We start from the raw sequence: 23103 nt of genomic DNA on the forward strand, positions 1-23103 counted from the left end.
TTTTCTCCATCCCTATCACTACTTTCCTGAACATATACTATCAATATATTCAAAAAGTGAAGAGAGTTTCCTTTTATCTGACAAAACTCCAAATTCATTATCAATGATATGCTTAGGCCTAAATGAAAAAAATGCCCAAAATCCTCTTCACCTGAGGATTTTGGGCATGTAAACGGGTGAATCTATCAAGATTACAGAATCTATTTTTAATCAGGCTACATTTTGCCCTTCAATACGGGCTTCCTTCACTTTCCCTTTTGTAGGGATGATGTTAAAAACGATATTCAAGAATATGGCTGTCAAACTTCCGGCAACAATACCGTTTTCCGTTAAGATTTGAAAGCTTTCCGGAATTTGCGCAAATAACTCAGGAACGACGGTCACCCCTAGTCCCATCCCTACTGAACAAGCGATGATCAATAAATTTTCTTGAGAAGCAAAATCAACTTTGCTCAACATCTTAATTCCAGCGGCAATTACCATCCCGAACATCGCCACCATTGCACCGCCAAGCACGGATGAAGGGATAATTGTCGTGAATGCACCAATTTTTGGAACAAAACCTATGAAAATAAGAATGCCAGCCGTTGTGAATATGACATTTCTTGTTTTAATGCCTGACAATTGAATTAAGCCGACATTTTGTGAAAAAGCTGTATACGGAAACGCATTGAACAAACCGCCAATCATGATGGCAAGTCCTTCAGAACGATATCCGCGAGCCAGATCGTCTTCTGAAATTTCTTTGTCCGTGATTTCACCAAGAGCATAATAAACACCAGTCGATTCCACCAAGCTGACGATCGCCACCAATGTCATTGTAATGATTGCCGTGACGTTGAATGTCGGGGTTCCAAAGTAGAAAAAATGAGGCATATGCAGCCAAGTGGCACTGACAACCGAGCTAAAGTCCACTTTCCCAAGGAAGAAAGCTGCAAATGTTCCTACTAACAGCCCCAATAAAATAGAGATGGAGCGTACGAATCCTGATGAGAATTTATACATGAATATAATGAATAACAAAGTTCCGAACCCAAGAGCTACATTATTCAAGTCTCCGAAATCAGCAGCTCCTTGGCCACCACCAAGGTTGTTGATGGCAACAGGAATGAGCGTAATGCCAATAATCAAAACGACCGATCCAGTGACAATGGGCGGGAAGAACCTTGCCAGTTTTCCGAAAAACTTACTAATGATAATGACGATCAATCCCGACGCCAAAATAGATCCATAAATGGAGTTGATTCCATATTGCGTACCAATTGCAATCATCGGGCTAACTGCTGTAAATGTGCAGCCCAGGACGACCGGAAGCCCAATTCCAAAGAATTTATTTTTCCAAACTTGCAATAAAGTGGCTATCCCGCACATCAAAATGTCTATCGAAACTAAATAAGTTAACTGCGCTGCATTCAATCCCAGCGCCCCACCGACTATCAATGGAATGACGACTGAACCGGCATACATGGCAAGAACATGTTGTAATCCTAATGAAGCAACTTTTAATGGTGATTGATTAGACATTGACGGCTTCTCCTTCCTTTTCCTCAGCAAACGTTATCTCACCGAATTTCAACTCAGCAATCCGTGCAAGTGATTCCACTTGAAAACCTTGTTCCCTAAGATCCTTACCACCGCTTTGGAATGCTTTTTCAATCACGATGCCGATTCCGGCCACTTCTGCTCCAACCTGCTTACAGATTTCCACCAACCCACGCGCTGCCTGTCCGACAGCAAGGAAGTCATCAATGATCAAAACCTTATCTCCGGCTTCAATATATTTATTGGAAACCGTAATGGCATTGGTTTCTTTTTTTGTAAAGGAATGAACGGACGCCGTTATTAAATCATTTGTTAAAGTAAGTGATTTACGTTTACGGGCAAAAATGAGCGGAACTTCCAATTCCAGCGCAGCCATCAAACCAGGTCCAATACCAGAAGATTCAATTGTCAGCACTTTCGTTATTTCCTTTTGTTCGAAACGTTTTACGAATTCTTTACCAATTTCTTTCATTAATATAGGATCCATTTGATGATTTAAAAATGAATCTACTTTTAAAATATCTTCTGATAAAGCTTGACCCTCGGACAAAATTTTATCCTTTAAAAGTTGCATGAAGGTTCCTCCCAATCTTGGATGTTTATTGACCCATAATCTATGCAATTGTTTCCAGGCATATAAAAAAGCCCAAGAAACATTGCTGCACTTTTTTTGAGTGAAGCAATACTTCTTGGGCATGAATGAAAAATGAATCAGCAAAAGCCTTCATTATGCAACAAGATCTATTACTCACCCATAGTCGAATTATTTACGGTAATCCGGTAGAAACTTGCAGGCCATATCCCTGCTATTATACGAGTGAAACTTAATATTTTATTAATATATGAATTATAACAACGCTGACTCTATTTGAAAAGTTATTTTTGTTAAAAACCGAACTTTCAATAAAAAAAATAAGTCATCATTCGTATTAATAGAAAATTGTGAAATCACTAAACCTAAATAGCATGGATTTACCTATAAAGAAAAAACACCGCTGCCACTTCAAATAACATTTACTGGTATTTTACTCATGCCCTTTTATGGTTTGTACAATTTGACCGTTGATTTCCTCTACAGGTACTCGCTTTCCACGGGCGGTCCGCCCACGTCGCCTTTGCGCCTGCGGGGTCTCCCCTGGACTCGCTTTTCTAAGCAGGCGTCTCGCATATTCCGTTCAACCTTTGTTTTAACTTTTAGAACCCTTTTGCCTATAAAGCATGATTCTATTCAGCGAAATCAACTGGAAATGATTACTTATAAAGAGGGTTATCGTGAGTACAAATCGCCAAAACACATCTGTCCAACATCCTCATCTTTATCACAGTGTACAAAAAGAATTTCAAAAAGTGGTGACACGGCCTATCTGGCAAACATAAGTGGAAGAGGGAGATCATCTGCGTCATCATTTAGATGTAAAAACTATATATGCGAAACGTAAAGAAACGATTGAGCGTGTATTCGGGAGATGCAAAAGAATGGTATGCAGTGGACTACTTTAAGGGGACTTAAAAATTGTAGATGCAGGCGATGCTTACTTTTTCGCTGGATTACTAAAAAAAAGATGGCCAATTGGACATAGTAAGGTCCAAAAATGGCCTAACCTAGTGGGCTTGTAGAGCCCCAATCGCTTAATTCCAGGCGGAAGTTTAAAGGAATTTCCAAAAGGGGTTCGGAATTTTTAATTCCGAACCCCTTTTGTCTACAAACTTAGAAGGCCTTTACACTTAATGCAAGTCCTTCTTCCTTTGATTCATTTGATTTTATAAACTTCTTTATATTTATCTTCAAGATACTTTATTAAATACTGAACATTCAGGCCTTCCCCTGTCGTTTCTTTCAAAATCTCCAAAGGTTTTTTTGTTTTTCCATATTTATGTATATTTTCATTAAGCCATTCCCTGATTGGCGCAATATCCCCCGCTTCCAACAGTCCATCAAAATCAGGCACATCTTTAAGCATCGCTTGCTTGATTTGGGCTGCATACATATAGCCCAATGCATAAGAAGGGAAATAACCAAAGCTGCCATCTGCCCAGTGTACATCTTGCAACACGCCCATGGCATCATTTTCAGGAACAATTCCCAAATAATCCTTATATTTTTCATTCCAGACTTCCGGTAAATCCTTCACTTCAAGTTCTCCATTAAAAAGAGCCTTTTCCAGTTCATACCGAATCATTATATGTAGAGGATACGTCAGTTCATCTGCTTCAATACGGATGAACGATGGTTTCGATTCGTTAATGCCCCGGTAAAATTCATCCAGTGTCACGTCATTGAATTGTTCGGGGGCATATTCTTTTAATAAGGAGAATTTATTTTTCCAGAAGCTATGGTTCCGTCCAATGAAGTTTTCGAAAAATAAAGATTGTGATTCATGGATCCCCATGGATGTCCCGGAATCAAGAAGTGTTCCGGTTAACTCATTGGCGATATTCTGTTCATAAATGGCATGTCCACATTCATGAATGGTACCAAAGATTGCCCCCCTAAAATCATTTTCATCGTATCGGGTCGTCACCCGGACATCTCCCCTATTTATTCTAATTTCGAAAGGGTGAACCGTTTCATCCAGCCTGCCAGCCTTGAAATCGTATCCTAGCTGTTTTAGAATTTCCAAGTTGAGTTGATGCTGTTTTTCTTTTGGAAATTCTTTATAAAGGAACCCTGTTTCAGGTCTATGTTCGCTTGTTGCAATCTGTTTTACCAAAGGAACGATCCTCGACCGAAGCTCACTGAATACGCTGTCAAGTACATCTACAGTCATGCCTGGTTCATACATATCCAAAAGGGTATTATATTTCGTCCCTTCATATCCCCAGTATTCTACAAACCTGCGGGTATACGCTACAATTTGCTCCAGATAAGGTTGAAATAAAGAAAAATCAGCTTTTTCCCTTGCCTCTTCCCATGCACTTTCAGAACGCGATTGTAAAATGACGAATTCCTTATATTCGTTTGCAGGAATTTTCTTATTCCTTTCAAAATCTTTCTTACACTCTTGCACCATTTTATTAGTCGTTTCACTAAGAGGCTCCATCGAAAGTTCTGCAATGAAGGATTCCATTTCTTTACTTGTGCTCATATTAAACACTTCGGAGGAAAGCACCCCAATAACTTCGGAACGCTGCTCAACTCCCTTTTTCGGTGCACCTGTACGCAAATCCCAAAAAATTAACGCGAGTGCTTCATTATACGCCGAGATTTTCTTTACATATTCTTTAAACTCTTTTTCTATCAGATCGATACCCTTTTTAGTCATAGTCACTGCTCCTTCCAACTACACTTTACCATATTATACAAAAATCATTCCTATCAGAACCACTCCGATTAAAAAATTAAAATAAAAAAAGAACCAAGGGGCACCTTGGCTCTTTTTTGGATTGACTTTAGTTAAAGCGTGACAGGAAGAATGGATACAATCTTCTCTTTCACCTGCTCCGAAAGATCCTTATCAATCAAAATCTGGACTGTCCCCGAATCATTGCTCGTCCTGATCAAACGCCCTATTCCCTGGCGCAAGCGAAGGAGCATGTATGGAAGGTCCACTTCTTCAAATGCTTCGGAAACCGAGTTGCGTTTAGCCTCGAAAACTGGATCGCGCGGCGGGAATGGCAGGGAGTGTATCACAACATTTTGTAATGAAGGCCCTGGAACATCAAGTCCTTCCCATAAATGATAGGAGAAAAGAACAGATTGCTCATCCTCTTGGAACTTCTTAACCAGCTCGCTGATTTCCGCTTCCCCTTCAAAATAAAATGGATAAGAAGACATTGGGCAGTTTTCCTTGAACCAATGCAATTCTTCTTTTGATTGGAACAACACGAGTGTTCGACCTTGATTTTCCTCAATTGTCTTCATCGTAAATTGAAGTTTAGCCAATTGATCTCCATTTTCGAAGGTAGGCATGTTCATTTTCATGACTTCATCGTAATCAAACGGTGATTCAACGGAAAAGCTGTCATACTTTTCTATCCCTAAACTATCTGCAATGTACTGAAAGGATTTATTATCCGATAATGTTGCCGATGAAAAAATGTAAGGGATTTTTTTAGAGAATACCTGTTCAGACAAAATATCCTGTACGAGCCTTGGCATGATGACCAATGTTTTGGTCATTTCATTTTCTTCAAACCAGGAAACGGCCTGTTCATCCTTTATAAATAAAGAAAGGGAGTAGCCCAGCTGCTCTAAATATTCTTCCGTCACTTTTAAATCATAATCATTGATCGTGTACATTTCCGCTTCAAAAACTAGGTTCTCCTCTAACTCCTCAACCTTTTTGTGAAGCTTATGGGCAAAGCTTGTAATTTCTTTGGACATTGGGATTTCATAACGATTAGATCCGCTGACATGTATCGCTTTTTCATCCAACAAATCAAAAAATTCTTCATTGATATCAATTAAATCCTCAATGATGTATAAGGTTTCTTCACGAACCTGATTGGCTGTTAGCAATTCCAAAACCGAGGCAAGGGTTTGTTCCCCAACTTTATAAGTTAAAGCCTTTTGAGCAGCAAATTCCAATAAGTGGCCTTCATCAAAGACAACGCAGCTATGATCTGGCAGCAATGGTAACTGTCCTTCACGCTTACGCTTTTCCTTGGTCCATACATGCTCCATGAAGAAGTCATGTGAACAAATGATCAAATCACTTGATTTTCGATAGTGGTCCCGTGATAGGGTTTGCCCGCATCGATGGCGTTTATCACAAGTGAAACAGTTTTGGAGTTGATCCCAGCCAACTTTAGACCAGTCTTCATCATTTAAATATGGGTACTGTTTACGGTCCCCATATGCTGTATAGGCGTTCATGGATGAGTTATCATGGACAAACTTGGGAAGTTCATCATATAGCTGATCTATTCCCTCTGAATCTTCATGATTCACTGCGTAATCCAACTTCTTTAGACATACATATTGATCGTGATATTTAGCAAGCCGAACATCCACTTCAATACCTAAAGCATTCTTGATTTTTTGGATGTCGCCTTCCTCTTTGACAAGCTGTTCAATCAACGTTTCATCTGCACACGAAATAATGGCCGGTTTATTCGTATATCTCGCATAACAAATCGCATATAGTAAATAGACCAATGTCTTACCGGTCCCTACCCCTGCTTCAGCAAAACTTACATTCTTTTCCTTAAAGGCTTTTTCTAATTGAAATGCCATGAAGATTTGTTCGTCACGCAGCTCAAATCCTTTTTCGGGAAGAATATCGTAAAAGACATCACCGATCCATTCTGAAAGCTTATCGTAAAAAGAATCTTCCTTTGTTACCGAAAAAGGCAGTGTTTTAAGCATCCTGGTCTCCCCTTTTATCTATCATCAGTATATAGAATCCGAATCATTATAATCTTAGGCAAAAGTATATTATCCTTTATTTCACATTAATAGTCAAGATATTTACCAACCATTAGAAAATGAAACCGTATTATGTTTTTTCTATTTATGCTGCCTGGTTGTCCCATTCGTAAAATAAAAGACAGGCTCCAAAAGAGAGCCTGTCTGTAAATAATATAGGGTTGAATTAAGCTTTGTTTACGTTTGATGCTTGTGGTCCACGTTGACCTTGTTCTACATCAAATGTAACGTCTTGGCCTTCTTCAAGAGTTTTGAAACCTTCGCCTTGGATAGCTGAGAAATGTACGAATACATCGTCTCCACCTTCACGTTCGATGAATCCAAAACCTTTTTCTGCGTTAAACCATTTTACTTTACCTTGTTCCATTTTTGTTGCCTCCTAGTGTGTTCTCCACACATTATATTACTATCCTTGTTCAAAAGAATATTAAGGTATTCCTTAAATCTGAACAAAAATAATTCATTATTAGAATAACAGAAAAGGAAATGATAAGCAAGACTGGAACCTATTATGAATAAATCGTCCTGACTAGCAAAATCCTCCGTTATATTCTACCTACTTATTCACCTTGAGGCTGTCTTGGCGGCCTTTTCCCCCAATATTGATAAAGGTCAGCACGAATGAAACCATTGAACAATTTCCTTTTTTTCGTTGCAGGCTTACCATAATGCTGTTCGAAGTCAGGGTTGGAGGTAATCATGTATACTGACCAAGTATCAAGCTTCTTGAAGGCTTGGCCCATTTCCCTATACATCTGCTCAACCGCTTTTTTCTCGCCAAGACGTTCTCCATAAGGCGGGTTCCCGACAATGACACCATACTCTTTCCTGGTTGAGATATCCCTCACTTGCATTTGTTTAAATTCAATCAGATCACCCAGACCGGCTTCAAAACTATTAGCTTTAGCTATATCGACCATTCGATGGTCAATATCACAACCGGTTATGTCCAAGTACTGATCATAATCGGCTAAATCTTCAGCCTCGATCCGTGCTTCATCCCAAACCTTGCTGTCCATCCAAGACCAAGTTTCAGATACGAATTCCCTATTAAACCCAGGTGCTATGTTCTGACCAATTAAGGCCGCCTCGATGGGAATCGTTCCAGATCCACAAAATGGATCTATGAAAGGTTTATCCGCTTTCCAATTGGTCAGCATGATTAACGCAGCCGCCAATGTTTCTTTAAGAGGTGCCTCCCCCTGCCCGGTTCGATATCCCCGTTTATGCAGACCTGCACCTGAAGTGTCCATGGTAAGTGTCACAACATCTTTTAAAATAGATACTTCAATTTTAAACAAAGGACCAGTCTCGGCAAACCAAGACACTTGCTTGTATTTACTTTTCAATCTATCAACAATTGCCTTTTTGACAATTGCCTGACAATCAGGGACACTGTATAGCTTTGACTTAACGGATTTTCCACTCACGGGGAACTCGACATCGGCCGATAAGTAATCTTCCCAATTCAATGCCTTTGTTTTTTCAAACAACTCATCAAATGAATATGCTTTAAATTCCGCGATTTTAATTTTCACCCTATCGGCAGTGCGCAGCCATAAATTAGAGCGGGCAATGGCGGATTGATCCCCTTTATACGTGATTTTACCATTTTCGACTTGACAATCGTAACCAAGATCCCGAACCTCCTTGGCAACAATTGATTCCAATCCCATTGCTGATGTTGCGATAATATCGAATTGTTTCATTAATTCTGCACCTTCTTTCCATTAATCCAAATCAATGGCACCTTTTCGCGAATTTCTTCATTTATGTATTTTTAGAAGCAGGCATTGATTTTTTACATGTAAACCTTATTTAAAAGGTCCACTACCATTATCTTGTCGTTAGAATTCTTCATTGTTGGCCTAGCTTCTATCATGATCATATAGCGGGAACGTCTATGGATTACCGTGAAATTAAAGCTTTACTCTATTATCACTGCACCTTAAGACACTCGCTGCAATTATATGATTGAAATCATCCAAACCAATTATGTATGGTTCCCATCCATCATCCGCCTTCAGCTAACAGAAGAGTTAAGGAACCTTTATAAATAGGATACCCAGAATCAAGGAATGCTTAACATTCCAACACTATTTTTAACACCGTTTCCGAAGACTTCATTCATGCCTTTTCTTTACGCTGGACACTTTTCGAATGGTATGAAAAACTGGCCAAGTTCTAAGTTTAACACAGCGGAGTTTCAGAAAACGAAAAATAAAAGGAAATGCCCAATCTTTTTATATTAGGGCAATCTCCATAAACAAAAACTCTCCTTTTAAAAGGAGAGTTGTGCTTTTGGTGTAATATGATAACGTTTTGTAAGCCATGTTTTGTTCCTCAGTACTGCAAGCGACTCGCGTCTCGTACTTCGGCGGTAATCATCTATCTACAGAAGCATGTGCTCCTGTCCTTCTCCTCGTTCATTTCCAAGGAAGAAAGCGCCCCTACCATTAATTTGGGTTTCTCGCTCGTGGGGTTTACCTCGTTCCACCCTTTACATTTCTGTAAAGGCTACGTCACTGTGGCACTTTTATAGGTATTCATGCCATATCCAAAAGGACTTAGGCATTTTCCCAGCCGTCAGCAATCCAAGATTGCTGCCCAAGCTTATTTTTTCGCCAGGCACGAACACTACGGACATCGCAGTCCGTGCGAGCATGGACTTTCCTCTACTGCATAAATGCAGCAGCAATTACCCAAACGTTAACATAACATAATTGATTATACTCCATTATTCACGAAAACACAATACCACAATAATTTTTACTTTTACAATGCAAAACCTCAATCAAAAAGCTTGTTACCAAAAACGTGCTTTTCCAAGTTGGATAACCGTTTAAGGATGTCAAAGTTAGTGGTTCCCGGGGTAGCACTTGGAGCAGGTTGATTTGGACGTTTTGTACTCTCGTCGGCTTGTTTTTTCAATTTAAGATTTTCTTGTTTAAGATCTTCAATTTCCTGATGGAACACTTCATAATCTTTAATGATCAGATCCAGGAATTGATCCACATCTTCAGGTTTATACCCGCGCATGGCTGTTTTAAAATCTTTTTCAAGAATATCTTTAGCCGTTAATTTTATCTTATCGGATAGCATAAGACTTCACCTCAATACTTTCGCCAATACAATCGACTTTTTATTATTTTTTCAAATCTGCTTGGGTTTGTCAACGAAACACCTTTTTGTATCTTACTGTTTCAGTGAACGGTATGTATTCCCATTAAAACTGTATCTAAATTTCATAATAATATGATTATGCTTTAGAAACAACTTTTAATCCATAATTATTTTCTCTCATTCTTCAGACCAGCTCGCTTCTTCCGCAGCCGATTGCAAATCATCAAAGTTTATCTGAAAGATGGGGTATGGCTGTGTTTCTGCTTTTTTCATCGCTTCAAAATAAGGATATCGGGCTGATCCTTCTTTTTCGGCTTCGAAAATGATGAGCATGGCATCGCTTTTATGGACCATATACCTATTTTTGATTTTAAGCTGTTCGGGCCCTTCATATGGTTTGTTGAAAATGGATTCAATAAAATCGGCACGGGCCAATATGGATCGGTAAAACTCTTGATTCGTTTCATTCCATGACTCTTCCTGTTTCAGGAAAGGAGTAAGCACACCTAATTTAAGCTGATGAAATTCTTCCTGTAATTCGAAAACCACTTCGGCACCCCATAATTCCGTACCCAACTGACCTGAGATGATCACCCATTCCAGCCCATCTTCCACCAATGGCAGGAGACGCTGTTTCATCGCTTTCTTTATATATTTTACGGCTTCATGGTCATTTTTAAATATCCCGAATTCAAAAGCTTTGTAGCCGGTCATATACAAAACCTTCATTGCATAGTCAATCTCCCTTTTAACATGATTATGTAAGAAAACAAGGGCTTGATAAGCCCTTATTTTTTAGTATCCGAAATGCCTAGGCGGACAGCATGGTTTTTGCGGCGGCCTCCCACAAATCAAGTGTTGATTATAGCACTCATTCACAACGGATTGAGTATGCGGGAAATAATGCTTAAACGTGTTCACATGTTTATTGACATTTGTAGTATGTGATGGATGAACGACAGGAATCACTGTGTTCGATACATTCGTATTGACATATTGCTGTGTTGGAGAGACTTGCGCTGGGGCAACTTGAGATGGAGAAGTTTGTGTTGGACCATATTGCGCTGGAGACACAGCCATTGGACTATAGGCTCCCATTACGTCAGACGCTCCCATTACGTTTGAATTTTTTTTACCGGTTGATGCGCCCATTACATTGTTGTGTGCGCCCATTACATTGGATGTTCCCATAACATTGTTGGATGCTCCCATAACATGGGGTTTATTTCCTCCACAATTACGAAAATACATTTATAATACGTCCCCTTTCATCATGATAAGTTTAGTCTTACCATTACAGACTATGAAAAAAAGGGGATACGTGTACTGATGAAATGACCTAATTATACAGAATAAGTATAAAACGAAGTATGGCTGTCGATAAGTACACTATTATATGAATGCTATCTCTTCAAATATAGAGGGTAATTTTCTACAAAAAGGAATAGAGACTGTCTTTTAATGAAGTAAATAAAACAATCGTTAAACAAAGGACAACAAAAAATAGAAATAAAGTCGTTTTATACATTTCTCCGCTCCGCTTTCACCTTAATTTTATTTGATGTAAAGGTATGAAATGAACGCTTGGAATTTCACCCTCAACTCTTTCCATTTTACACACAATAGTTGAAGCCTACAATAATTGTATACATATTTTTTATTTTCATCCTTTTGCACTAAAAGACCATTCTTATTCCTTTATTTTATACAGAAATATCCTTTGAACCTTCTTTCTTTTCGAGCCGCCGAATCCTCTTTTCCAATTCCAATTGTTTTTTTTCCTGATTGATCCCTTCTCTTACCATCTCTTGATGGGCAATTATTGAACATTTTAGAGCATGACCGACTTCCTTAAATTGATGTTCGTATAATTTTGCACATTCAATCTGCGCCTGTATCCTTATTTGCACATTGCCTTTTAAGGCAACTTCCTTCCAAATCTCCAAAGCTTCATTGAATTGTTTTAGCTTCTTTTTCTGGAAAGCTAAGGCATGACCAGCCATTATCCGATCTTCCTCACTTCCCGCTTCCAATATTTTTTGATATGTCTCAACTGACTCCTCTTTTTTCCCCAAATAATCGAGCCATCGTGCAATCTCCATGGACTCTTCCGTATATCCATCGATTTGGAGGATTTTTCGGGACAAATGAATATACAATGTGATCAGTGATAAGATATCCCATTCATTATGCTTCATGATCCCAAACAGAATTTCCGGATTCTTCCTCTCAACAAAATCAAAATAAATCATCGGCGCCAAATATCCAGGAATATCATCCTCTCTATGTACACCTAAAATATCTGTTTCGACCGCTGATAATTTCACTCGCTCCAATTTGTTTCTCCAAAGGCGCCTTGAAGCATGATACAAATCGAAATGTCCGAACTCCGGTAGTTTTGGTACATGTTCTTTTATCAAGGTATGTCTTGTTTTTAGCTGAGGCCAATCAAAGGATTTACCATTATATGTGACAAGGGTTTCGTAATTGATGTTTTCCAGAAAGCTTTGATAAAGCGGGATTTCACTTCCTGGCTGCGGAAGGATATGTTGCTTCACGACAACTTCTTCACCTTCTAAATACGCATAGCCAAGTAAAAAAATGGTATTGCCCGCTCCGCCTCCAAGCCCTGTCGTTTCCGTATCGAAGAAAAACAGATCTTCACTTTTAACGCCCTTGGCGGAGAGTGGATGCTCCAATGAAGCTTGATTCCACTCTTTTACGACCTTTTTTAGCTCGGAAAATGCATATAAGCCGTGTTTGTGATTTATAGGGTAGCGGACTTCCCTAATGAAACAATAGTCACCATCGAAATGAAAGGAAACGGTATCGTTCTCCAGCCACTTTTCAAAGTAAGGAATTTCTTCATTCTCTTTCTGGTCAATTACTTCTACAGGAGAAGTATGTTTCTCTAGGTTCATATGGGTTTTCATACGGTTTAGTTTATTTTTTAAAGACATGAAATTACACCTCTTTTCACGGATCCCTGTAATCTATTAATGTTTTTGCTTACAAAATTGACTTAATAATTGTTTGGCATCACTCTTGGCTGTTTTCGTTGCGGATTCCGTTCCAATACAGGAAGGACAGCCGCTTTCACAAGTGCAATTCTCGATCATTGATATTGTTTCCATCAGGATGACTTCAGAGTTTTCATATACTTTATCACTTAACCCTATGCCACCCGGATAACTATCATAGATGAAAATGGTCGGTTTTTCATTATGCGCTGCCTTAACCTGCGGATACACATGGATATCATGCGGATCGCACATAACATATAGCGGAATCATGTAATTCAGTGCATGGGAGGCTCCTATCATTCCTTGTTCTATTCGATTTTCGTCCCAATTGAATATATCAGAATCCATGGAAAGCATGGCCGAACTCGTATGCAGCTCCATCTCCGGAAGACTGATTGGTCCTGAACCAATATTTTCATGAGTTTCGAATTTGATTTTCTTGAAGATCGTAGGCATTGCCCGGATTGCGACATCACCAAAAGCAGCTGCTGTGGAAGCGAAAGTTCGCTGTTTATCGACTTCCAATACAGACAACTGGACAGCAAGGTTAGCATCCGTATAATAGTCCACATTGACTTCTCGTACATAAGCTTTCTTTTCATCCCAATCAAGTTCTTCCACCTGAAATTGAATTCCCTGGTGCAAATAAATGGCTTCATCGTGGAGAAGGGTCATTGCACTGAACGTATCCATTTCCCCGATGACCCGATTAACCGGTGCATTGGTTTGGTCGATGATCACGACATTTTCCTGTGCCGCTGAACGCAGGCTGATATTGCTTGCGGGAAAAGCATCATTCATCCAATGCCATTTGTCCCCATTCAAGTGTAAGACCCTTTCTTCTGTAAGGAATTCAAGAACGTCCATAATCTCTGTTTTCCCAAATGTATCGCCTTTTTTAAATGGCAGCTCATATGCTGCACATTTTACATGATCAACCAGGATCAAAAGATTATCAGGATTGATTCTTGCCGTTTCTGGATTTCTGGTAAAGAAATAATCGGGATGCTGTACGATATATTGATCAAGGGCACTGGAACTGCCAACCATGATGATCAATGCTTCACCATGTCTCCTTCCTGCCCGTCCCGCCTGTTGCCAGGCACTCGATATGGACCCAGGGTAACCAGTCATTATGCAAACCTGAAGCTGGCCGATATCGACACCCAACTCAAGTGCATTTGTGGACACCACTCCATAAATGGAACCATCCCTAAGGCCTTGTTCAATTTCCCTACGCTGTGTTGGCAGATATCCGCCGCGATAGCCCCTGATTGATTTTGGCCCCAATTGCTTTGATACAAGCTCCTGTAAATATGTCAATAGAATTTCCACACGAACCCTGCTTCGCGCAAAAACGATGGTTTGAATTTTATTTTTCAAAAATTCATTTGCCAGCTTCCTGACTTCCAAAACCGCACTCCTGCGTATGTTCAGCGGTTTATTGACTATTGGGGGATTGTAAAACACAAAATGCTTTTTCCCACTCGGGGCTCCGTTATTATCGATAAGGACCATTTGTTTTTCCGTAAGCTCTTCTGCCAACTCTTTTGGGTTATTGATCGTAGCGGAAGTACAGATGAATACAGGGTCGCTTCCATAAAAATTACAAATCCGTTTTAACCTTCTAATGACGTTGGCTGTATGACTTCCGAAAACGCCGCGGTAAATATGAAGTTCATCGATGACCACATACTTCAAGTTTTCAAATAAAGAGACCCATTTCGTATGATGGGGCAGGATTCCTGAATGGAGCATATCAGGATTGGTGATCACGATATGTCCGGCCTGGCGGATTTTTTGCCTGATATTTGAAGGTGTGTCCCCATCGTATGTATAACTATTTATTTCAGCATCCATTTCATGAATCATTTCATTCAGTTCGCTTTTTTGATCATAGCTCAGTGCTTTTGTCGGAAAAATATAAAGCGCCCTGGTTTTTTCATCTTCCAGTATTTTTTGAAGGACCGGCAAGTTATAGCATAATGTTTTACCAGAAGCTGTAGGTGTTACCGCTACAAGGCTATTGCCGCTGACAGCAGTATCAAATGCAGTTGCCTGATGGGTATACAACCCATTAATCCCCCGTATTTCAAGAGCATGCTTGATTTTATCATTCATTGCTTCGGGAAAGGGAACATGTTTTGCCTCTTTTGCTTCAATGACTTGCCAATGTACTATATTTTCTTTAAAATCTTCATTTGTTTTTAGATCCTTTATGACTTCCAGTAAATTTTTTCGCAGTTTCATTTAACCACCTCATCCTCCTATTCTACCGAATGAACGTTCTATGCAAAAGGGAAACTATTTCCTATTCAAAAAAAAAAAGCTGGAAACGTCAACATCTCGTTTCCAGCCCGGTCATTATTTTCACTTAATTCTTCTCGACAAAGCGAATGATTTCTTCAATTAGTCTGCCTGGAGCTTCCAACATTCCCATATGGCCGCTGCCCTTAAGTATTACTTCATTGATATGGCTCCCTTTTACAGAAAAGGTTTTTTCAACGGGAATCACCTTATCCTTTTCACCTGCAACCAAAAGGACAGGCAACTTCGTATCTTCGAGAACATGATTTCTGTCCATTCTGTTCCTCATGGCATGTAAAGATCCTATCGCACCAATTTCACTTGTTTTATATCCGATTTCCTTTGTATGTTCAATATTGGGATCATCGGAATGAGCGAAAAGCTTCGGTATAAGTCCGTCAATGAAAGCAGGGATTCCCTCACTTTCGATTTTCTCGACTGATTTTAAGCGCCCCGCCTTTCCAGTCTCATCATCAGGGAAAGCGGTGGAATGTACCAATGAAAAACCAGACAATTTCCCAGGAAACCTTTCTGCGAATGCCAAGGTGATATATCCCCCAAGCGAATGACCAAACATATATACCTGTCCAATTTCCAGTTCTTCCAAAAATGACGCAATATCAGCTGCCATATCTTCAATCGAGAAAGACTCCCCTATTTCCTCACTTGCACCATGTCCCCGTAAATCAACGGCAATAACCCGGTATTCTTCCTTTAATCCAGCAATGATGTCGCTCCAATATTCATGGCTTCCGCAAAATCCATGGATAAACAACAATGTTTCCTTTCCTTTCCCGGTATCTATGTAGGAAAGCTTGCTATCTGTCATATTAATCCCTCATTTCCTTTATTAATCATTCAGTACCGTTATTCCCTATGGACCTGAATCTGAAACCCAACAGTCCATTCACATTTCTTCATTCCTCACATAGCTTATAGGCAAAGGAATTTTTTAGAAAGGAGCACCGTGATGACCTCTTCTGAAAAAAATAATAACCGGAATCGAATGGAACCCTTTTCCCATTTCATTAACAAAATGGATCGGCTGTTTTCCGAAAGGCCTCCTAAAGGCATGCTGAAATCTCTTGACGATTTCTTCGGCTCGACGAAAGAACGCAGCTTTCCGGTTGATATTCACGAAACGCATTCAGAATATACCCTAACTGCCACCTTGCCCGGAATTCCACGCAGCCAAATATCAATTGATGTACTGGCCCATTCCGTAACCATATCTGCAAAATATGGAGATAGAAAGGATAAAAATCAAGGATTGTTCCAAAAGGAAGTTTCAGCCGGTACTTTTTCAAGAACCATTTCCTTTCCAAAACCGATTGATGAAGCAAATGTGACCGCTCGACATCGCGATGGCATCCTCACGCTTCACCTACCCAAAATCAGGGGGAATCGGATTGAAATCCATTAGGCATGAATAAAAGCAGACTTAAAAAAGTGGCTGGTCACTTGTAAGTCTGCTTTTTTCTTTATTCACCATCTATGCTTTGAAGAAGCCCCCTACTCCTTTGACCATTGAAGATACTTGGGAAACTGTATTCATCATTTGTCCAGCTGTGTTCATCATCTTCGTTATATCCATGGAGCCATCTTGTGTTTTGAATTGATTCATGACCGATTTGAAACCCGATGGCTGGGGTTTTTGCATGAACTGCTGCTTTGGATATGGATTATGAGCCTGCTGCTGACTTTGCGGAGGTCTTTTAGCTGGCTGTAACGGATTTGCGAACGGACTAAAAGTAAAAGCTTGCGGCTGAAGATTGGACTGGATTGGCTGCATTTGTGCCATTGGCTGCATAACACTGTTGCCCGGATAAGCTCCCACGGGCATCGCCTGCTGCGTGACTGGTTGAAATGGGTGATACGCTGCCTGCTGATAAGGATCATGATATGGCGTCATATAGCCCCCTGTATCCTGGTGATGATATGGATACATAAATGGTTGTTCAAGATTATGATTATTTGGCGGAGGATATGGCATTGGCTGTTGGTATCCTCCCCAATTTTCCGGAATTGATTGAGGAAACTGTCCTTGATTTGGGGAGATTTGGTTATAACCGGATCTCATCATGACAATAAGCCCTCCTCTTTTTCATTACATGGTTCTGATAATATATGAAAAAAGAAGGAATAAAGTGTAGGTGTTTTTATGATAAAATCCGATCGATTTCCGTTTTTACATTATTAAGGATGAATTCGATCGACTGGACATGGCTTTTAAATCGCTTATAACTTGTTTTAGGAAAAAATGCCTGAACGGCCACATCAGAAAGGTTATGGGCGGTTTGTTCGATTTGCTCGGGGAAAAGATGCCTAAATTCGGTTTCTTTCATCCACTCCTTCATTCCGGTTTCCCATTCGATGCATACGGTCCTGACCTGATCTGCAAACGGCTTTACTTCCGAAAAGAAATCCTTTTCCTTTCCTTCCAGGCGTACACCCTCATAAATATCATCTGCCTGGTCCGTATATTTAATCAATTGTTCTGTTAACAGCTGCAGTTTTTCTTTTTGCACAATATATTCCTCCGTACATTTGTTTCCCTTAGTATAATCCAGTTCTCCATAAAATGAAATTCCTGCGGATTATACGTGCAATTCAGTGAAAACCTTGTGTTTTATAATTGTTTTTTCCGGAACAATGGAAAAGGAGTGGTTCACACCTTCAGCATTCACCCAATAATCCTCGGCTTTCTCAATGGCTTCCTGGGCTTCATTAACTAATGTATATTGTTCCGCCCATAGTTTACACCGCACTGTATTTACAGTTTCCCCATATGAAATTTCCAAACGATCCAGGCTGGTACTGATCTCAGCTATCATCCTTAATATCTCTTCTGTTGCGACACTTTTATTGACCATGCTGATCCCTCCCATTCTTTACCTGTACTATTCTTTTTTTTATCTGAAAGCCCTTCATGACTGACAAAACTAGAAGCTAATCGGCAAAGAAAGTGCAATTCACTTAATTTATTATGCCCTTCGACAACAATGGCAGAATGAAGAATGGAGTTTTAAACAAGAATACAGACAGGAGGTGATTTTATGCAGTCGAATGAAAGCAGACAGCAGAAAAACGAAAAACGACAAAAGCCGCCCACTAAAGAGGCAGGAACGGGAAACCCGAAACTTAGTGGAGAAAACCGCCCCTCTACGTAAGTAATAAATACTGAACGATAAACAGGGAAGGCTTCATCGATGCCTTCCCTGTTTCCTATTATAAAATCCAATTTTTGATTTTTGCTGCCGTATGCAGCTGCTTTTGTTTATGATCATACCATTCCGTCAAATGCGGGTCTTCTTCCCATTTGGGTTCATTGAACCATTTTTTTTTAACCTTTTTTTTCATATCCCATTGCTCTGTCTCCCCTGCTTGATGATGAATTAATGGATATACTCCTCTCAGCATCGGGGTTTCATGGTATCTAGGCTTTTTTCGATATTGTTCATAATCATATCTGGCACCCGTTGGTTCAGTCCTGCAGGAAAATTCATAAAATAGTGGAAATAAATCTTCAGAAAATAAAAGTCCAGCCAACCTTTTCCCCAATTCAATCCTTTTATCGATATTTCTAAAATGCGCAACGGACGATCCATACAGTTCTCCATTGCAAGTAGGAAATAAAACGGTGCTAAAATGCATCCAATCCTGCAGGAAAAATAACAGAGAATGAAAAACGAAGGATTGCTTTTTAATAACCGGTTCTTCAATGATGTTTTGTTCATTTATGATAAGCGCAGTGACTAATTTTTCACGATTTCCATATTTCCAAAAGGAATGCCATTCGTTCTTCATGAATTTGGTAATAAAAAAATAATGACATAAGTGAAACAATGGACGTCCATATTTCGTCGAATAATGATAGAGAAGTAATTGCGGATATGCATCTTGGAATATTCTCCAGTTGGCTTCTTCATACGTTAGGAATAATTGATGCCTGTATTTAAGGCCAAGTAAATTGGAAAACCAAATCCCTTCAAGATCACACATATTCCAGCCTGCATTCCTGGAAACCATCCCGGCTAAAAAAGACCATTGTATTTCTGGATGGATTCTAAAAAATTGTTCATATGCTTTCGTTCTTGATATATTATCCCTATTCCCTTTTGCAGTTTGGGCTTTTATGGATTGGAGCAACTGCTTTTCCGTCTTTAACATTCGCATCTAGCCTTTCTATAGCGATGAATTGTGACATATAGTTGTACTTAAATCCTATCGTTCTAAGAAACAATTCTTTTTATTCACATTTTGGATTCTTTTTTTGCTAATATAGATAAGTGAAAAAAAGGAGGGGTAAAAGTGGCATTTCATTATCCCAACGGACGAAGATTTGTACCGCAGGCTATGGAAGAAAAGAAAAGTCCACTAAAAAAAATCAGTTACAGCAACCGGGGAAAAACATTGGAAGACGATTTGAACGAAACCAATCAGTATTATTTAGCACACGGCATTGCCGTCATCCATAAAAAACCGACACCCATACAAATTGTCGATGTCCACTATCCGAAAAGAAGTGCTGCAGTCATTAAAGAAGCTTATTTCAAACAAGCATCGACCACCGATTATAATGGTGTTTATAAAGGAAAGTACATTGATTTTGAGGCAAAGGAAACGAAAAACAGCAGTTCGTTCCCGCTGAAGAATTTTCATGACCATCAAATTGAACATATGAAGCATATCGTTCAGCATGACGGAATTGCGTTTGTCATCATCCGGTTTTCCGCAATGGATGATATATATTTAATGAGTTCCGAACAACTGAGTTTTTATTGGAAGAGAATGAAAGAAGGCGGACGCAAATCTATAACTCTTCAAGAGGTTGAAAGCAGTTCACGAAAGATTACTCTTGGCTTTCAACCGAGAATTGACTATATTAAAGTAGTAGATTCGCTCATCTCAGAAAATTTTTAGTTTTTTAGAAAGGCAGGTTAGCTGTAATGGCTGAAAAATATAATACTAGAGAAGAACGCCGAAAGCAGGGGCAGACTCAAAAAAAGGGACAGAATAAAAGTCCTAAAAAACCAACCAATATGCTTAAGCGGATTTTCCTTATACTTGTTACATTCGGAATAATAGGCCTGGTTGCCGGAGGAGCTGCAATGGCTTATTTTATAAGCGACGCTCCAGAACTTGACGACAAGCTTTTAAAAGATCCGGTCACATCCAAGATTCTCGATGAAAATGGTAAATTACTTGCTGAAATCGGAAAGGAAAACCGGGATTATGTAAATTATGAAGACATACCCGATCTTGTCGAAGAAGCTTTCCTGGCAACGGAAGATTCCCGCTTTTATGAGCATCACGGTGTCGATTTCTTACGTCTGGGCAGTGCCGTCATAGCCAACGTCAAAAACGGATTCGGCTCAGAGGGTGCAAGTACATTGACCCAGCAGGTCATCAAGCGTTCTTATTTAACGCCTGATAAGACCATTAAAAGGAAAGTCCAGGAAATGTGGCTATCCATACAGCTTGAAAGAAAATATACAAAAGAAGAAATTTTCGAAATGTATGTGAATAAGATTTTCTTTGCAAACCGTGCCAACGGGATCTTAACTGCATCGCAAACTTATTATGGAAAAGATCTTAACGAATTGAAGTTGAACGAAGCGGCCATGCTTGTAGGATTACCGCAAAGCCCAAGCAGATATGACCCGTATAAATACCCTGAACGTGCGAAAGAACGCCGTGATATTGTCTTGCATTTAATGAACAAACATGGATATATCACGGAAACGGAAATGAAAAATGCACAAAGCATCGATATAACAGAAGGACTTCAAGAAATCGATAAGAGCCAAATCGATACGACCGCATACGATGCATTCATCGATTTGGTAATTGAGGAAGTCGGAGATATGGGTGACTATAACGTATTTACCGATGGTCTGGAAATCCAGACGACCATTGATAAAGATGCCCAAGAATATGTTTATAACATGTTGAACAGTGATGAAATCATCAATTATCCAAGTAAAGATCTCCAAGCCGGAGTCACATTACTCGATACAGAAACTGGTGAAATTAAAGCAGTGGGCGGCGGCAGGAATACGACGGTTAAACGCGGCTGGAATTATGCAACGGATGCCAAGCGATCACCTGGTTCGACCATTAAGCCGATTCTGGATTACGGTCCTGCCGTGGAATATTTAAATTGGTCCACCTACCACCAAATCAAGGATGAGGAATATACTTACAGTAATGGAACACCGCTTAAAAATGCTTCAGGACGACATTATGGCACTGTAACGACTCGGGAAGCACTGGCACGGTCATTAAATATCCCTGCCTTAAAAACGCTACAAGCAGTCGGATTGGACCGGGCACGTGATTTTGCCACTGATCTTGGGATTCCTTTCGACAAGGAGATTACCGAATCGGCAGCATTGGGCGGCGGTAAGGATGTTTCTACACTTGAACTTGCCGGTGCATACAGTTCATTCGGAAACAACGGTATCTATAATGAACCGCATAGTGTGAAAAAGATTGTTTTACGTGATAAAACAACCATCAAAAACAAGACGGAATCAAAGCCGGTCATGAAAGATTCAACAGCTTTCATCGTGACGGACATGTTGAAAAGCGTCATGAAAGAACCTTATGGAACAGGAAGGTTAGCCAATATACCTAGTCTCCCGGTAGCCGGTAAAACCGGGTCAACCAACTTCACGCCTGAACAGCGTGCAGCGAACAACATCCCATCTTCGGGTGTAAAAGATAGCTGGATGGCAGGTTACACTACCAATTATACAGTCGCGGTTTGGGCTGGTTATGATAATGCATCTGGTGAGAAAATGGAATATCTGGGTGAATCATCTCAAAGGATCCCTAAATTCATCTTTAAGAATTTAATGGAACATATGGCCCAATCAAAAGAAACGAAAGACTTTGATCAACCTGACAGTGTTGTGAAGGTTGGAGTCATCAAAGGTTCGAATCCAGCTGTTAAAGCCAATGAATATACACCAAGCAGTAAAATCACTTATGAATATTATGTTAAAGGTCACGAGCCTACACAAGTGACGACAGAATATGAAAAAATCGACTCACCTGGCATTAACGCTTCTTACAACCAGGAAAGCAATGAAATCAATCTATCATGGTCATATCCTAAAGGAAATGGGAATACCCAATTCGAGGTTAAGATGTCCGTGGACGGCGGCGCACAGAGCGTATTGAAAAAATCGAAGGATACTAGTTTAACGATCCCTAATCCAACCCCTGGAAGTAAATATACTTTCTCAGTGGTAGCTCTAGTGGATAACCAACAAAGTGATCCTGCGAGTACATCTGTCAAAATACCTGCTGAAGCGGTAGTCCCTGAGGATACTGAAGACGAGAAGATTGAAGATCCTGCCGAAGGTGATAATCCGGAACAAGAAATTCCTGCTGAAGGCGAAGAGGATAAACAAGACGAAGACAAAAATAACAATGGCGAAAACGGCAATAAAGATAATAACGACAATAATGGCAATAACGGTAATAATGGCAATAACGACAATAATGGCAATGGGAACAATGGTAATAATGGTAATGGTAATGGTAATGGTAATGGTAATGGCAACAACACGGATGACGGAAATGGCAATAATGGAGAGGATGTCGAGGGCGGGGATGATACCACTGACCCTGGAACGGTAGAAGAGGAAAAACCAGTCGAGACCCCTGATCCCGATCCTAATCCGGACCCAGATCCAAACCAAGATACCGAATAAATATATGAAGATTGAC

At 39.9% G+C, this 23103-nt stretch carries 19 protein-coding genes, 1 other RNA gene and 1 riboswitch; of the genes, 3 read left to right on the forward strand and 17 right to left on the reverse strand.

Translation table 11 applies throughout. From position 1 onward, the window contains the following. Nucleotides 1–210: 210 nt before the first annotated feature. The 13 genes from AC0VX1_RS16045 to AC0VX1_RS16105 all read right to left on the reverse strand — a co-directional run bounded on the left by AC0VX1_RS16045 (nt 211) and on the right by AC0VX1_RS16105 (nt 16192). Entirely contained in the window at nt 211–1524 is a 1314-nt protein-coding gene (locus tag AC0VX1_RS16045; RefSeq protein ID WP_475467933.1) for a nucleobase:cation symporter-2 family protein, read from the reverse strand. Further along, nucleotides 1517–2116 carry a xanthine phosphoribosyltransferase gene (locus tag AC0VX1_RS16050; protein ID WP_475467935.1) on the reverse strand — a complete coding sequence of 200 codons (600 nt, stop codon included), beginning with the start codon at nt 2114–2116 and terminating at the stop codon, nt 1517–1519. Before AC0VX1_RS16050 ends, AC0VX1_RS16045 begins: the two co-directional genes overlap by 8 nt. Nucleotides 2117–2277: 161 nt before the next feature. Further along, nucleotides 2278–2379: riboswitch (purine riboswitch) on the reverse strand. A gap of 914 nt (nt 2380–3293) precedes the next feature. Continuing rightward, nucleotides 3294–4805, reverse strand: coding sequence for a carboxypeptidase M32 (locus tag AC0VX1_RS16055; protein ID WP_475467936.1), 1512 nt, complete (start codon nt 4803–4805; stop codon nt 3294–3296). 131 nt (nt 4806–4936) lie between these two features. Beyond that, nucleotides 4937–6850, reverse strand: coding sequence for an ATP-dependent DNA helicase (locus tag AC0VX1_RS16060; RefSeq protein WP_413010216.1), 1914 nt, complete (start codon nt 6848–6850; stop codon nt 4937–4939). 226 nt (nt 6851–7076) lie between these two features. Then, the gene (locus tag AC0VX1_RS16065) at nt 7077–7277 is read right to left on the reverse strand and encodes a cold-shock protein (RefSeq protein ID WP_034307871.1); all 201 of its coding nucleotides are present in this window, start codon (nt 7275–7277) and stop codon (nt 7077–7079) included. Nucleotides 7278–7470: 193 nt separating this feature from the next. Then, entirely contained in the window at nt 7471–8619 is a 1149-nt protein-coding gene (locus tag AC0VX1_RS16070; protein WP_413024264.1) for a THUMP domain-containing class I SAM-dependent RNA methyltransferase, read from the reverse strand. A 611-nt stretch (nt 8620–9230) separates the two neighbouring features. After that, nucleotides 9231–9620, reverse strand: an RNA gene (rnpB, locus tag AC0VX1_RS16075) — RNase P RNA component class B. Between the two features lie 80 nt (nt 9621–9700). Then, nucleotides 9701–10012, reverse strand: a complete 312-nt coding sequence (gene gpsB / locus AC0VX1_RS16080; protein WP_034307876.1) for a cell division regulator GpsB — start codon at nt 10010–10012, stop codon at nt 9701–9703. A 198-nt stretch (nt 10013–10210) separates the two neighbouring features. Continuing rightward, nucleotides 10211–10762: an SLOG family protein gene (locus AC0VX1_RS16085; RefSeq protein ID WP_034307880.1), complete on the reverse strand. Its 552-nt coding sequence runs from the start codon at nt 10760–10762 to the stop codon at nt 10211–10213. A gap of 66 nt (nt 10763–10828) precedes the next feature. Further along, on the reverse strand, nt 10829–11284 hold the full coding sequence (locus AC0VX1_RS16090; protein WP_475467941.1) for a CotD family spore coat protein: 456 nt from the start codon (nt 11282–11284) through the stop codon (nt 10829–10831). A 452-nt stretch (nt 11285–11736) separates the two neighbouring features. Then, nucleotides 11737–12993: a ribonuclease H-like domain-containing protein gene (locus tag AC0VX1_RS16095; protein ID WP_413024268.1), complete on the reverse strand. Its 1257-nt coding sequence runs from the start codon at nt 12991–12993 to the stop codon at nt 11737–11739. Between the two features lie 36 nt (nt 12994–13029). Continuing rightward, entirely contained in the window at nt 13030–15306 is a 2277-nt protein-coding gene (locus AC0VX1_RS16100; RefSeq protein ID WP_475467942.1) for a DEAD/DEAH box helicase, read from the reverse strand. Nucleotides 15307–15430: 124 nt separating this feature from the next. Continuing rightward, nucleotides 15431–16192: an alpha/beta fold hydrolase gene (locus AC0VX1_RS16105; RefSeq protein ID WP_098186732.1), complete on the reverse strand. Its 762-nt coding sequence runs from the start codon at nt 16190–16192 to the stop codon at nt 15431–15433. 141 nt (nt 16193–16333) lie between these two features. Between AC0VX1_RS16105 and AC0VX1_RS16110 the strand changes: the two genes are divergently transcribed. Next, a complete protein-coding gene (locus tag AC0VX1_RS16110; RefSeq protein ID WP_475467944.1) occupies nt 16334–16786 on the forward strand; it encodes an Hsp20/alpha crystallin family protein in 453 nt (150 codons plus the stop codon). Nucleotides 16787–16855: 69 nt separating this feature from the next. Here the strand turns inward: AC0VX1_RS16110 and AC0VX1_RS16115 are convergent, their stop codons facing one another. From AC0VX1_RS16115 to AC0VX1_RS16130, 4 genes are all read right to left on the reverse strand, one after another. Next, nucleotides 16856–17446 (reverse strand): YppG family protein, encoded by a 591-nt coding sequence (locus tag AC0VX1_RS16115; RefSeq protein WP_475467946.1) that lies wholly within the window; start codon nt 17444–17446, stop codon nt 16856–16858. A 76-nt stretch (nt 17447–17522) separates the two neighbouring features. Next, a complete protein-coding gene (locus tag AC0VX1_RS16120; protein ID WP_054400300.1) occupies nt 17523–17891 on the reverse strand; it encodes a YppE family protein in 369 nt (122 codons plus the stop codon). A gap of 69 nt (nt 17892–17960) precedes the next feature. Then, nucleotides 17961–18236, reverse strand: a complete 276-nt coding sequence (locus tag AC0VX1_RS16125) for a hypothetical protein (protein WP_048688368.1) — start codon at nt 18234–18236, stop codon at nt 17961–17963. A 355-nt stretch (nt 18237–18591) separates the two neighbouring features. Next, entirely contained in the window at nt 18592–19533 is a 942-nt protein-coding gene (locus AC0VX1_RS16130; protein WP_413024272.1) for a DUF2515 family protein, read from the reverse strand. Between the two features lie 141 nt (nt 19534–19674). Here AC0VX1_RS16130 and recU point away from each other — a divergent pair, with 141 nt between their 5' ends. Together recU and AC0VX1_RS16140 are read left to right on the forward strand one after the other, a co-directional pair. Then, the gene (recU, locus tag AC0VX1_RS16135) at nt 19675–20286 is read left to right on the forward strand and encodes a Holliday junction resolvase RecU (protein ID WP_034307899.1); all 612 of its coding nucleotides are present in this window, start codon (nt 19675–19677) and stop codon (nt 20284–20286) included. Nucleotides 20287–20312: 26 nt separating this feature from the next. Beyond that, nucleotides 20313–23087, forward strand: coding sequence for a PBP1A family penicillin-binding protein (locus AC0VX1_RS16140; protein ID WP_475467948.1), 2775 nt, complete (start codon nt 20313–20315; stop codon nt 23085–23087). The last annotated feature ends 16 nt before the right edge of the window (nt 23088–23103 follow it).

The organism is Peribacillus sp. QJM3NY_7 (assembly GCF_056173225.1).

Excerpts from the sequence above, each read along its gene's own strand:
- AC0VX1_RS16045 (WP_475467933.1), bottom strand. The coding sequence starts at position 1,524 with ATGTCTAATCAATCACCATTAAAAGTTGCTTCATTAGGATTACAACAT.
- AC0VX1_RS16050 (WP_475467935.1), bottom strand. The coding sequence starts at position 2,116 with ATGCAACTTTTAAAGGATAAAATTTTGTCCGAGGGTCAAGCTTTATCA.
- AC0VX1_RS16055 (WP_475467936.1), bottom strand. The coding sequence starts at position 4,805 with ATGACTAAAAAGGGTATCGATCTGATAGAAAAAGAGTTTAAAGAATAT.
- AC0VX1_RS16060 (WP_413010216.1), bottom strand. The coding sequence starts at position 6,850 with ATGCTTAAAACACTGCCTTTTTCGGTAACAAAGGAAGATTCTTTTTAC.
- AC0VX1_RS16065 (WP_034307871.1), bottom strand. The coding sequence starts at position 7,277 with ATGGAACAAGGTAAAGTAAAATGGTTTAACGCAGAAAAAGGTTTTGGA.
- AC0VX1_RS16070 (WP_413024264.1), bottom strand. The coding sequence starts at position 8,619 with ATGAAACAATTCGATATTATCGCAACATCAGCAATGGGATTGGAATCA.
- gpsB (WP_034307876.1), bottom strand. The coding sequence starts at position 10,012 with ATGCTATCCGATAAGATAAAATTAACGGCTAAAGATATTCTTGAAAAA.
- AC0VX1_RS16085 (WP_034307880.1), bottom strand. The coding sequence starts at position 10,762 with ATGAAGGTTTTGTATATGACCGGCTACAAAGCTTTTGAATTCGGGATA.
- AC0VX1_RS16090 (WP_475467941.1), bottom strand. The coding sequence starts at position 11,284 with ATGTATTTTCGTAATTGTGGAGGAAATAAACCCCATGTTATGGGAGCA.
- AC0VX1_RS16095 (WP_413024268.1), bottom strand. The coding sequence starts at position 12,993 with ATGTCTTTAAAAAATAAACTAAACCGTATGAAAACCCATATGAACCTA.
- AC0VX1_RS16100 (WP_475467942.1), bottom strand. The coding sequence starts at position 15,306 with ATGAAACTGCGAAAAAATTTACTGGAAGTCATAAAGGATCTAAAAACA.
- AC0VX1_RS16105 (WP_098186732.1), bottom strand. The coding sequence starts at position 16,192 with ATGACAGATAGCAAGCTTTCCTACATAGATACCGGGAAAGGAAAGGAA.
- AC0VX1_RS16110 (WP_475467944.1), top strand. The coding sequence starts at position 16,334 with ATGACCTCTTCTGAAAAAAATAATAACCGGAATCGAATGGAACCCTTT.
- AC0VX1_RS16115 (WP_475467946.1), bottom strand. The coding sequence starts at position 17,446 with ATGATGAGATCCGGTTATAACCAAATCTCCCCAAATCAAGGACAGTTT.
- AC0VX1_RS16125 (WP_048688368.1), bottom strand. The coding sequence starts at position 18,236 with ATGGTCAATAAAAGTGTCGCAACAGAAGAGATATTAAGGATGATAGCT.
- AC0VX1_RS16130 (WP_413024272.1), bottom strand. The coding sequence starts at position 19,533 with ATGTTAAAGACGGAAAAGCAGTTGCTCCAATCCATAAAAGCCCAAACT.
- AC0VX1_RS16140 (WP_475467948.1), top strand. The coding sequence starts at position 20,313 with ATGGCTGAAAAATATAATACTAGAGAAGAACGCCGAAAGCAGGGGCAG.